The following is a 10,928-nucleotide window of genomic DNA, read 5'->3' on the forward strand; positions in this document are numbered from 1 at the left end:
GGGATCAGCCACGGAGGAAGCCGATCGTATAGCGATTGAACTCTTCGGCCCGCTCGACCTGGACCCAGTGCCCGACCTTGTTGAAGGTCATGAAGCGGGCGTCGTCGCAGTCCTCCAGGAAGTAGTCGATGCCGGTCAGCGGCATGAACTGGTCCTGATAGCCCCAGAAGCCGAGAATCGGCATCTTCAGTTCTTTGAGGCGCGGCCGAACATTGTGCGTCTTCATCCGCGCCAGCACGTCCTTGGGCTGGTCCTTGGCCACGGCGTAGCGTTCCGCCACCAGGGCGTCGGTGACGTGGACCGGATCATAGACCAGGCTCTCGGCCAGCCGACGCTGGTCCGCCGGGCTGAAGTCCGGGCTGCCGAAGGCGCTGCGCATATTGGCGATGCCCGGCATGGCGAAGTAGACGGGCAGTTCCTCGACGCAACCCGGCGACATCAGCACCAGACGCTCTGCGAACGCGGGATGATCCAGGGCCATCTGGATGGCCACGCCGCCGCCCAGAGAGTTGCCGACCAGGATCGCCCGTTCGATCCCGTGCGCCTGCAGGGCCTCGTAAAGCGTCTCAGTGAACAGGGTCAGGGTATAGTCGATGCCCTCCGGCTTGGACGACGCCCCATAGCCGATCATGTCGGGCAGGATGACGCGAAAGCCCGCATCGACAAAGGCGTCGACGTTCTGGCGGAAGTTCGACAGGCCGGACGCCCCCGGCCCGCTACCGTGGATGAAGACGACGGCAGGGCCGGACCCGGCTTCCTGAATGCAGATGTCATAGCCGCCTGAAACGCGGTGGACGGCCTTGGAAAGGGCGGCGCGCGTCATGCCCGCCTCACAGGAAGACGAAGCCGGGCGCCTGCCCGGCTCGGGTGCCGAGCACATCGGGACCCATGTTGTTCGGATCATTGGCGACATGCTGGCGCGCGGCGTTCAGATCCAGCCAAGGCTGGACCAGAGGGCTGCTGTTATAGATGGCGCGGCCGCCCAACAGCGGCATCAGGTCGTCAACGATGTCGGCGCAACGCCGCGCCACGCTGGCGGACTGATAGCGGTACATGGCCCGGTCCTGCATCGGGATGTCTTCGCCAGCAGTCGCCCGCGCCATCAGCGCCTCCATGTTCCGGTGCAGCACCGCCTCCATCTCGTTGATCTGGGCGCGACCGCGGGCGATGGCGTTGATCAGCAGAGGATCGGTCTTGGACGCCCGGCCCGTATTGGTGGAGACGCGGCTTTCCATGATCTCGGTGGCGCCGTTCAGCGCCGCCGTCGTCCCGCCGATGGCGGCGGTGGACACCAGTCGCACAAAGACCTGAGCCCAGGGCAGACGGAACAGCGGGCCGTCATTCTCGGCCTGACCCGGATTGGCGCAGAGGAAGCCGTCGATCGACTTGTGCGTCCGGTGCTCGGGCACGAAGGCGTTCTCGAGCACGATGTCCTGACTGCCGGTGCCCTGCAGGCCGAAGGTGTACCAGGCGTCCTCGATCCGATAGTCCGAGCGCGGCACCAGAAAGGTCCGCATGTCCGGCGGATCGCCCGCGTTCACCGGCGGGATCATCGCCCCCAGCAGCACCCAGTTGCAGTGCTCTGACCCTGACGAAAAGCCCCAGTGGCCCGAGATCCTGTAGCCGCCGTCCACGCGTTCGACCTTGCCGACCGGCTGATAGGAGGACGACATCAGGACCGTGTCGTCCTCGCCCCAGACGTCTTCCTGCGCCTGATGCGGGAAGAGGGCCAGTTGATAGGGATGGCCGCCGACGACGCCCAGAACCCAGCCCGTCGACATACAGCCTTCGGCGATCAGCTTCTGCACCTCGAAGAAGACGTTCGGCTCCATCTCGTAGCCGCCCCAGCGGCGCGGCTGAAGGATGCGGAAAAAGCCCGCCTCATGCATCTCGCGCATGGTCTCGGTCGGCACCCGCCGCTCCGCCGTGCAGCGCGACGCGCGCGCCTTCAGAACAGGAATCATGGCCCGGGCGCGCTCGATCAAATCACTCGGCGACGGGGCTGCTGCGGGCGCTTCGTTTTTCGAACCCACGTATGCAGAAACTTCGACCATTCAGCTTGCATCCTTCAGCGTGAAAGCGGATTGAACTTTCATATTGCGTAAAAAGCGATATTGTTTATTACGCAAAACGTCAAGCAAGCGCTCCGCGGAAAATGTGATGCAGCGCGCGAATGGGGAGACGAAATCAATGTCCGCGAGCTCTTTGGGCTATATCGTGGTCGAGGCGACGGACCTGGACGCCTGGCGCGCCTTCGCAACCCAGTTTTTGGGCATGATGGAATCGGCTTCGCACGATCCTGACGTCGCCCTCTTCCGCATTGACGACCGCCCCTTCCGCTTCTGGATTCAGAAGGGGACGCAGGACCGTTTCGTCGCTCCGGGCTGGGAATTCGCCGACAAGACCGCCTTTGAGGCCGCCGTCGCTCAGCTTAAGGCGGCAGGTCGCCCGGTTGAACACGCCGACGTCATGGAGGCGCGCGCCCGCCAGACCTACGAGATCGTTCGCTCCTCCGACCCCTCGGGCAACGCCTTCGAAATCTACTATGGCCGCTTCTACGACTATGCGCCCTTCAGTTCGCCAGCCGGCGTCAGCGGCTTCGTGACCGGCGACAACGGCGACCTGGGCCTGGGGCACGTGGTTCTGACCGCCCCGCAGTTCACCGAGACGCATGACTTCTACAAGGCGGTCCTGGGCTTCCGTGACACAGATCTGGGCCGCTTCTACCTGCAGGGCGGCGGACGCGACGATCCGGGCATCGGCTTCGCCTTCCTGCACGCCGCCAACGGCCGCCACCACAGCCTGGCGCTGGGCGAGATGCCCGAAAGCCCCAGCGGGGCCGTCCACATCATGCTGGAAACCGCCAGCCTGTCCGACGTCGGCCGCGCCTATGACAAGGCGCTGAAGAGCAAGGGCGCCATCCCGATCTCCGCCACCCTGGGCCAGCACGTCAACGACAAGATGACCTCCTTCTACGTCCAGACGCCCGGCGGTTTTGACATCGAATACGGCTGGAACGGGCTGGTCATCGATCCCGCGACCTGGACGCCGACCACCAGTCTGGCCGTCAGCGCGTGGGGGCACAAATGGGCCCACGAGCCTCAGGACTGAGACATGATCGACAAGCGCATGACCATCGACGACATCGTCGGCCAGTTGAAGGACGGCATGACGATCGGCCTGGGCGGATGGGCCACACGGCGCAAGCCCATGGCCCTGATCCGCGCCATCGCCCGCAGCGATCTGAAAGACCTGACCATCGTCGCCTACGGCGGCCCTGACGTCGGTCTGCTGGCCGCGGCCGGCAAGATCAAGAAGCTGATCTTCTCCTTCGTCAGCCTGGACCAGATTCCGCTGGACCCTCACTTCCGCGCCGCGCGTCAGGCCGGCGCCCTCGACATTCTCGAGCTGGACGAGGGCCTGTATCAGTGGGGGCTTCGCGCCGCCGCCATGCGCCTGCCCTTCCTGCCGACCCGCATCGGACTGGGCACCGACCTGGTCAAGCAGCCTGAACTGTCCCGCACGGTCGTCAGCCCGTTCGAGGACGGCGAGACCCTGCTGGCCATGCCCGCCATCAAGCTGGACGTCGCCCTGCTGCATGTCCATCGCTCCGACGCGCGGGGCAATGTCCTCACCCTGTCTCCCGACCCCCTGTTTGACGAACTGCTGGCCCGCGCCGCCGATCAGGTCTTCGTCACGGCGGAGGCCCTGGTCTCCACCGCCGATCTGGACCTGCGCGAGAACAGCCGGTTCAACATCTTCGAGCGGGCCCTGGTGAGCGGCGTGGCCGAAGCGCCCTTCGGCGCCCACCCCACCAGCGCCTCTCCCGACTACCAAATCGATATGGCCCACCTGAAGGCCTACTGCGACGCCGCCGCATCCCCCGAAGCCTGGGCCGACTACCGCGCCCGCTTCATCGATGTCTCCGATGATCAATACCTGGCCGCCGTCGGCGGACCGGACGCCGTGCGCGCCCTGCGCCGGCCGATTTACTGAGGGAAGCCCGAACATGAGCGAGCAGCCCTATAGCCTTGCCGAACTGATGATCGCCGCCGCCGCCCAGAGCTGGCGCGAAGACGGCGAAATCATGGGCACCGGCATCGGCCCCCTGCCCCGGATCGCGGTCGGCGTGTGCAAGACCCTGTACAACCCCGCCCTGGCCACCACGGACGGCGAGTGCTGGTACACGACGGAACCGCTCGGCCCCGGTCGGTCCTCAGCCGAGGTCGAGATCGAAGGCTGGATTCCCTATGAGCGGGTCTTCACCAGCCTGTGGGGCGGCAAGCGCCACGCCATGGTGTCGCCGGTGCAGATGGACCGCTACGGCCAGACCAACATCAGCGTCATCGGCGATCACAAGCAACCCAAGTCGGCCATGCTGGGCGCCCGGGGCTTCCCCGGCAACACCGCCAGCCATCCGAACAGCTTCTTCTTCACCCAGCATTCCAAGCGCGCCTTCGTCACCGGCGAAGTCGATTACGTCTGCTCCCCCGGCTACAACCCGGCTCGCTTTGACGGGAAGACCCCGGCCTGGCTCAACCTGCGCCGCATCATCACCAATCTGGCGGTGATGGATTTCGGCGGCCCGGCGCACGCGATCCGCCTGGTCTCACTCCACCCCGGCGTGACCTTCGAGGAGGTTCAGGACAACACCGGCTTTGACCTGTGGCGCCCCGAAGCCATCCCGACCACGACGGCCCCGACCGACGCCGAACTGGCCGCCATGGCCAGGATCGACGTCAACAACGTCCGCGCCAAGGTCCTCAAGGATAATCCTGCCGGCGTCCGGAGCTGACGCCATGGACCTGAACAGCCTGGTCGAGCCCAAAACCGCCGATGTCGTCTACGAGACGGACGAGCCCGTCCTCTATGAGGTCAAGGGCGCCGTGGCGGTCATCACGATGAACCGTCCGGGCTTCAACAACGCCCAGAACAGCCAGATGACCTATGCGCTGGACGCCGCCTTCCGGCGCGCGGTGGACGACGACGCCGTGCGCGCCATCGTCCTGGCGGGCGCGGGCAAGCACTTCTCGGCGGGGCACGACATCGGCAGCCCCGGCCGCGACGTCACACTCAGCTGGGACCGTCAGGCCCTGGTCCCAGACCACGTCAACAAGCCGGGCGCCGAGTTCCTTTATACCCGCGAGCACGAGGTCTACATCGGCATGTGTCGCCGCTGGCGCGACATTCCCAAGCCGACCATCGCCGCCGTCCAGGGCGCCTGCATCGCCGGCGGCCTGATGCTGGCCTGGGTCTGCGACTTCATCGTCGCCACGGACGACGCCTTCTTCCAGGACCCCGTGAACCGCATGGGCATTCCGGGGGTCGAGTATTTCGCCCACGGCTTTGAATTGCCGCCGCGCATCGCCAAGGAATTCATCATGCTGGGCGAGCGCATGGGGGCCGAGCGCGCCTATGGCTTCGGCATGGTCAATCGCCTGTCGACACGCGAGCGACTGACGGACGACGTCATGGCCATGGCCGACGAGTTGGCGAAACGCCCGCGCCTCGGCAACTGGCTGACCAAGCAGGCCCTGAACCACGTCGAGGACCTGCGTGGCAAGCGGACGGCCACCGACGCCCATTTCCACATGCACCACTTCGCCCACGCCCAGTCCGACCTGCTTCAGGGCAACAGCCTGGGCGGCATGGACGCCAAGGCGATGGCCGCCGCCAACAAGGCCGCCGCCGACGGCAAGGACGACTGAGCATGACGTCCAGGGCCATAAGAACCGTTCTGACCGAGCGCCTGGGCTGTTCTGCGCCCATCATCCAGACCGCCATGGGCTGGGTGGCCGAACCCTCGCTGGTGATCGGCAGCGTCGAGGCCGGCGCCTTCGGTTTTCTGGGCGCCGCCGTCATGACCCCCGACGAAACCCGCGCCAAGCTTCTGGCGGTGCGTCGCGGCACGCAACGTCCGTTCGGCGTCAACTTCCATATGTTCCAGCCGGGCGCCGAGCAGATCGTCGATCTGATCCTGGCCAATCGGGATCAGGTGCGGGCCGTCTCCTTCGGACGCGGTCCCGACGCCCGGATGATCGGACGCTTCAAGGACGCCGGCATCCTGTGCATCCCGACCGTGGGCGCGGTGAAGCACGCCCAGAAGATGCAGCAGCTGGGCGTGGACATGGTCAATGTCCAGGGCGGCGAAGGCGGCGGTCATACCGGCTCGGTGGCGACAACCGTCCTCCTGCCCCAGGTGCTGGATTCGGTATCCATCCCGGTCATCGCCAGCGGCGGCTTCGGCGACGGTCGCGGTCTGGCGGCGGCCCTGGCCTATGGGGCGGTGGGCGTGGCCATGGGCACCCGTTTCCTGCTGACGCAGGAAAGCCCCGTGCCGGACACGACCAAGGCCGCCTATCTCAAGGCAGGGACCGACCAGATCGTCCTGACCACCAAGCTGGACGGCATTCCCCAGCGCATGGTCCGCACCCCCTTGATGGATCGCATCGAAAAGTCAGGTCAGGCCGCCATGTGGCTGCGCGCCTTTGAGGCCGCCCTGATCATGAAGAAGCAGACCGGCGCCTCGGTCCTGAGCCTGCTGCGCTCTGCCCGGGGCATGGCCACGCACGGCGAACAGCCCCTTCGGCAGGTGCTGATGGCCGCCACCATGCCGACCCTGATCCAGAAGGCCGTGGTCGACGGCGATGTCGTCAACGGCGTCATGGCCACCGGCGTCATCGGCGGCCGCATCCATGAGATCCCGACCTGCCAGGCCCTGGTCGACCGCATTGTCGAGGAAGCGATCGGACGTCTCGACGCCCTCGCCTCCCCCGACCTCCTTTCCCCCGTTTCGTGAGCGCGACATGCCGATTTCACTCACCGTCAAGGACCGGATCGCCGAGATCGTCTTCGATCACCCGCCGGTCAACGCCTTCGACACCCAGGGCTGGGAGATGCTGCCTGGCCTGATTCAGAAGGCCGCCGCTGATCCTGAAGCGCGCTGCATCCTGATCCGGGCCGAGGGCCGCGGCTTCTGCGCCGGCGTCGATATCAAGGAGATGCAGGCCCACCCCGAACGCATCGCCAAACTGAACCGCGACAACTACCTGAGCTTCAAGGCCATCCGCGACGCCGAGATTCCCGTCGTCGGCGCCCTGCACGGCTTCGTCATCGGCGGCGGCGTCAACCTCGCCGGGGCCTGCGACGCCCTGATCGCCGCCGAAGGCGCCTACCTCTCCCTGCCCGAGATTGATCGCGGCGCCATGGGCGGCGCCGCCTTCCTGTCGCGCATGGTCCCGATCCAGAAGGTGCGCGCCGCCTTCTTCACCGGGGGCCGGATTCCGGTCGAGGACCTGCACCGCTACGGCGCGATCGAAAAGGTCGTGCCCCTGGCCGACCTGCACGCCGAGGCCCGCGCCTTCTGCGCCGTCATCGCCGCCAAGAGCCGCGTCGCCCTGGTCATCGCCAAGCAGGCCCTGAACCTGATCGAACCCTCCAACCCCTCGGACCGATATCGCATCGAGCAGGGCTTCACGCTTGAGATGTACGCCGAGGAGGACAGCCAGACGGCGCGCGACGCCTTCGTGGACGGCGGCAGGCAGGCCAGCTTCTGATGCAGTTGACCTACACCCCCGAACAGCAGGCGTTTCGCGCCGAGGTGCGGACCTGGCTGGAAGCCAACGTCCCGGCCGAGCGTCTGGAGCATTTCGACGCCTCGCGCGAAGGCTTCGAGGCCCATCGCCAATGGGAAAGGACGCTCAAGTCCGGCGACTGGGGCATGGTCACATGGCCTCAGGCCTACGGCGGACGCGGCCTCGACCTGATCAGCTGGCTGATCTTCGAGGAAGAATATTACCGCGCGGGGGCGCCCGGACGCGTCAATCAGAACGGCGTCTTCCTTCTGGGCCCCACCCTGATCGAGTTCGGCACCGACGCCCAGAAAGCCCGCTTCCTGCCGCCTATGGCCTCCGGCGACGAAATATGGTCCCAGGCCTGGTCCGAGCCCCAGGCCGGCAGCGACCTGGCCGGGGTCAGGGCGACCTGCGTTCAGGACGGCGACGACTATGTGCTGAACGGCCACAAGATCTGGTCGTCGCGCGCGGTCTTCGCCGACTGGGCCTTCGGCCTGTTCCGGACGCCGGGCTCCGAGCGACACAAGGGCCTCAGCCTGATCTTCTTTCCGCTCGACGCGCCCGGCGTCACCGTCAACGCCATCCAGAAAATGAACGGCCACGTCGGCTTCGCCGAAATCTTCCTCGAAGACGTGCGCGTTCCGGCCTTCAACCGCCTGGGCGACGAGGGTCAGGGCTGGTCGATCTGCATGGCCACAGCCGGGTTCGAGCGCGGCCTCATGCTGCGTTCGCCCGCCCGCTACCAGGTGGCGGCGGCCCAGCTGGCAGCGCTTTACGAAAGGCGTAAGGATCAATGCGATCCGCGACTTGAAGGTGATGTCCTCACCGCATGGATGAATGCAGAGGCCTATGCCCTGAACATCTATTCGACCGCCAGCCGGATCATCAACGGCGGGGCCATTGGTCCTGAGACCAGCACCAACAAGATCTTCTGGTCCGAGTTGGACATCCATCTGCACCAGACCGCCCTCGCCATCCTGGGCGCCGAGGCGGAACTGATCCCCTCGCCCGACGAAACCGCCTGGATCGACGACTACATCTTCGCCCTGGCTGGTCCGATCTACGCCGGCTCCAACGAGATCCAGCGCAACATCATCGCCGAGCGCATGCTCGGCCTGCCCCGGTGAGACCGGCATGAATTTCATCTTTTCAGACGAACAGAGAATGTTCGCCGACGCTGCCGAGACGGTGCTCAAGGACGCCTGCGAGCCGCTGCGCCTGCGCCGCATGCTGTCGGACGGCGCAGCCCTGGACGCCGACCGCTGGGCCGCCATCGTCGAGACCGGCCTGACCCAGGTCCTGCTGCCCGAGGCCTCGGGCGGCCTGGGCCTTAAAGCCCTGGACTTCCTGCTGATCGCCGAGGCCGCCGGGCGCCACCTGCTGCCCGAGCCCCTGGTCGAAAGCGCGGGCGTCGCCGTGCCGCTTCTGGCCGCCGTCTGCCCGGCCTCGCCCATTCTGGTCGATCCGGCGGTCCGCGTGGCCATCGCCCACCCGCTCAATCCGCTGGTGGCGGACGCCGACATCGCCGACGCCATCCTGCTGCACCATGAGGGCGCCACCCATCTGGCGCGACCGTCGCAGGTCACGCTCACCCGCCGCGAAAGCATCGACCCCTTCCGTCGCCTGTTCGCCGTCGAATGGACCCCGGTCCGGGGCAGCCAGATCGCTGGCGATGCGCGCCTGTGGGAAGACGCCCTGGATCGGGGGGCCCTGTTCGCCGCCGCCCAGGGTCTGGGTCTGGCCCAGCGCGCCATAGACCTGGCCGTCGACTACGCCCGCGACCGCCAGCAGTTCGGCAAGCCGATCGGCAGCTATCAGGCGGTCAAGCATCAGCTAGCCTCCGCCCAGGTGAAGATCGAGTTTGCGCGCCCCGTTCTTCACGCCGCCGCCGCCGGATTCGACGCCCGCGACGCCTTCTCCCGCGCCCGCATCAGCCAGGCCAAGCTCGCCTGCCTCGAGGCCGCCGATCATGCCGCCCGGGCCAGCCTGCAGGTCCACGGGGCCATGGGCTACAGCTACGAGGTCGACGTTCACCTGGTGCTGAAGCGGGTCCTCGGCCTGACCTTCACCTGGGGCGATCCCGCCTTCCACCGGACCCGCGTGGCCGCGCGCGTCTTCACGCGCCCCACCGGTCCCGACCAAACCTTTGCAACCGAGATCGCCTGATGGCCGAAGCCTACATCATCGACGCCGTTCGCACGCCGACCGGACGCCGCAAGGGCAGCCTCGCGACCCTGCACCCCGCCGATCTGGCGGCCCACCCGATCAAGGCCCTGATGGGACGGTTCGCCTTCGACCCTGCCCTGGTCGATGACGTGGTCTGGGGTTGCAACGACACTATCGGCGGTCAGGCTGGCGACATCGCCCGCACGGCCTGGCTCTGCGCCGGCCTGCCCGAGGACGTCCCCGGCGTCACCATCGACCGCCAGTGCGGCAGCGCCCAGCAGGCCATCCACTTCGCGGCTCAGGGCGTCATGAGCGGCGTCCAGGATCTGGTCGTCGCAGGCGGCAGTCAGGCGATGAACCGTATTCCCATCTCCTCGGCCATGACCGTCGGCGCGGCCTTCGGCTTTGAAAATCCCTTCATCGGCGCCGAGGGCTGGGACATCCGTTATGGCGGCCAGAAGATCGACCAGATCAACTCGGCCGAGATGATCGCCGCCAAATGGGGCGTCAGTCGCGCGGCGATGGAGGCCTTCTCCCTCGCGTCGCATCAGCGCGCCCAAGCCGCCACCAAGGCTGGCTGGCTGAAGCGCGACATCGCGCCACTCGCGGGTCTCTCGCACGACGAGACTGTTCGCCCCACCACCTCGCTCGAGGCCCTCGCCGGGCTGAAACCTGTCTATGAGGGCGGCGTCATCACCGCCGGGGTCGCCAGCCAGAACTGCGACGCCGCCGCCGCACTGCTCATCGCCTCGGAAGCGGCGGTCAAGCAACATGGTCTGACGCCCCGCGCCCGGATTCACCACATGTCGGTCCGGGCCGACAACCCGGTCTGGATGCTGACCGGGCCGATCGCCGCCACGCGTTACGCCTTGAACAGGGCGGGCATGAGCATCGCCGATATCGACCTGTTCGAGTGCAATGAGGCCTTCGCCTCCGTGCCGCTGGCCTGGATGCAGGAACTGGATGTGCCCCACGACAAGGTCAACGTCATGGGCGGCGCCATCGCCCTGGGCCACCCGATCGGCGCCACCGGCGCCCGCCTGATGATGAACCTGCTCAACGCCCTGGAACGCACCGGCGGCCGCTACGGCCTGCAGACCATGTGCGAAGGCGGCGGCCAGGCCAACGTCACTATCATCGAGCGCCTCTGAACCTCCGCCGACGCGCCAATCTGGGAAAGTAGAAGTC

The 10,928-nt window shown here is 66.8% G+C and carries 11 protein-coding genes; 9 read left to right on the forward strand and 2 right to left on the reverse strand.

All coding sequences use genetic code 11. The annotated features are described in order from the left end of the window. Window positions 1–4 precede the first annotated feature (4 nt). Both P0Y52_09365 and P0Y52_09370 read right to left on the reverse strand, forming a co-directional pair. Entirely contained in the window at window positions 5–823 is an 819-nt protein-coding gene (locus P0Y52_09365; GenBank protein WEK56758.1) for an alpha/beta hydrolase, read from the reverse strand. A gap of 7 nt (window positions 824–830) precedes the next feature. Next, window positions 831–1,964, reverse strand: a complete 1,134-nt coding sequence (locus tag P0Y52_09370) for a hypothetical protein (protein ID WEK56759.1) — start codon at window positions 1,962–1,964, stop codon at window positions 831–833. A 226-nt stretch (window positions 1,965–2,190) separates the two neighbouring features. Between P0Y52_09370 and P0Y52_09375 the strand changes: the two genes are divergently transcribed. From P0Y52_09375 to P0Y52_09415, 9 genes are read left to right on the forward strand one after another with little or no spacing between them, the layout of a single operon-like run. Next, the gene (locus P0Y52_09375) at window positions 2,191–3,111 is read left to right on the forward strand and encodes a VOC family protein (GenBank protein WEK56760.1); all 921 of its coding nucleotides are present in this window, start codon (window positions 2,191–2,193) and stop codon (window positions 3,109–3,111) included. A 3-nt stretch (window positions 3,112–3,114) separates the two neighbouring features. Beyond that, the gene (locus P0Y52_09380; GenBank protein WEK56761.1) at window positions 3,115–3,996 is read left to right on the forward strand and encodes a hypothetical protein; all 882 of its coding nucleotides are present in this window, start codon (window positions 3,115–3,117) and stop codon (window positions 3,994–3,996) included. 13 nt (window positions 3,997–4,009) lie between these two features. Next, a complete protein-coding gene (locus P0Y52_09385) occupies window positions 4,010–4,795 on the forward strand; it encodes a hypothetical protein (protein ID WEK56762.1) in 786 nt (261 codons plus the stop codon). Window positions 4,796–4,799: 4 nt separating this feature from the next. Then, window positions 4,800–5,708 (forward strand): enoyl-CoA hydratase, encoded by a 909-nt coding sequence (locus P0Y52_09390; GenBank protein WEK56763.1) that lies wholly within the window; start codon window positions 4,800–4,802, stop codon window positions 5,706–5,708. A 2-nt stretch (window positions 5,709–5,710) separates the two neighbouring features. Then, the gene (locus tag P0Y52_09395) at window positions 5,711–6,799 is read left to right on the forward strand and encodes a nitronate monooxygenase (GenBank protein WEK56764.1); all 1,089 of its coding nucleotides are present in this window, start codon (window positions 5,711–5,713) and stop codon (window positions 6,797–6,799) included. Window positions 6,800–6,806: 7 nt separating this feature from the next. Next, a complete protein-coding gene (locus P0Y52_09400) occupies window positions 6,807–7,556 on the forward strand; it encodes an enoyl-CoA hydratase family protein (protein ID WEK56765.1) in 750 nt (249 codons plus the stop codon). After that, the gene (locus P0Y52_09405) at window positions 7,556–8,701 is read left to right on the forward strand and encodes an acyl-CoA dehydrogenase family protein (GenBank protein ID WEK56766.1); all 1,146 of its coding nucleotides are present in this window, start codon (window positions 7,556–7,558) and stop codon (window positions 8,699–8,701) included. Before P0Y52_09400 ends, P0Y52_09405 begins: the two co-directional genes overlap by 1 nt. A 7-nt stretch (window positions 8,702–8,708) precedes the next feature. Beyond that, window positions 8,709–9,740 carry an acyl-CoA dehydrogenase gene (locus P0Y52_09410; GenBank protein ID WEK56767.1) on the forward strand — a complete coding sequence of 344 codons (1,032 nt, stop codon included), beginning with the start codon at window positions 8,709–8,711 and terminating at the stop codon, window positions 9,738–9,740. After that, the gene (locus tag P0Y52_09415) at window positions 9,740–10,891 is read left to right on the forward strand and encodes an acetyl-CoA C-acetyltransferase (GenBank protein WEK56768.1); all 1,152 of its coding nucleotides are present in this window, start codon (window positions 9,740–9,742) and stop codon (window positions 10,889–10,891) included. Before P0Y52_09410 ends, P0Y52_09415 begins: the two co-directional genes overlap by 1 nt. The last annotated feature ends 37 nt before the right edge of the window (window positions 10,892–10,928 follow it).

The sequence above is a fragment of the Candidatus Brevundimonas phytovorans genome (assembly GCA_029203145.1).
In the GTDB taxonomy this organism is placed as follows: domain Bacteria; phylum Pseudomonadota; class Alphaproteobacteria; order Caulobacterales; family Caulobacteraceae; genus Brevundimonas; species Brevundimonas phytovorans.

Bases quoted from the DNA above. Each gene is read 5' to 3' on its own strand.
- P0Y52_09415 (WEK56768.1), top strand. From the start codon at position 9,740: ATGGCCGAAGCCTACATCATCGACGCCGTTCGCACGCCGACCGGACGC.
- P0Y52_09400 (WEK56765.1), top strand. From the start codon at position 6,807: ATGCCGATTTCACTCACCGTCAAGGACCGGATCGCCGAGATCGTCTTC.
- P0Y52_09375 (WEK56760.1), top strand. From the start codon at position 2,191: ATGTCCGCGAGCTCTTTGGGCTATATCGTGGTCGAGGCGACGGACCTG.
- P0Y52_09390 (WEK56763.1), top strand. From the start codon at position 4,800: ATGGACCTGAACAGCCTGGTCGAGCCCAAAACCGCCGATGTCGTCTAC.
- P0Y52_09380 (WEK56761.1), top strand. From the start codon at position 3,115: ATGATCGACAAGCGCATGACCATCGACGACATCGTCGGCCAGTTGAAG.
- P0Y52_09370 (WEK56759.1), bottom strand. From the start codon at position 1,964: ATGATTCCTGTTCTGAAGGCGCGCGCGTCGCGCTGCACGGCGGAGCGG.
- P0Y52_09395 (WEK56764.1), top strand. From the start codon at position 5,711: ATGACGTCCAGGGCCATAAGAACCGTTCTGACCGAGCGCCTGGGCTGT.
- P0Y52_09365 (WEK56758.1), bottom strand. From the start codon at position 823: ATGACGCGCGCCGCCCTTTCCAAGGCCGTCCACCGCGTTTCAGGCGGC.
- P0Y52_09410 (WEK56767.1), top strand. From the start codon at position 8,709: ATGAATTTCATCTTTTCAGACGAACAGAGAATGTTCGCCGACGCTGCC.
- P0Y52_09405 (WEK56766.1), top strand. From the start codon at position 7,556: ATGCAGTTGACCTACACCCCCGAACAGCAGGCGTTTCGCGCCGAGGTG.
- P0Y52_09385 (WEK56762.1), top strand. From the start codon at position 4,010: ATGAGCGAGCAGCCCTATAGCCTTGCCGAACTGATGATCGCCGCCGCC.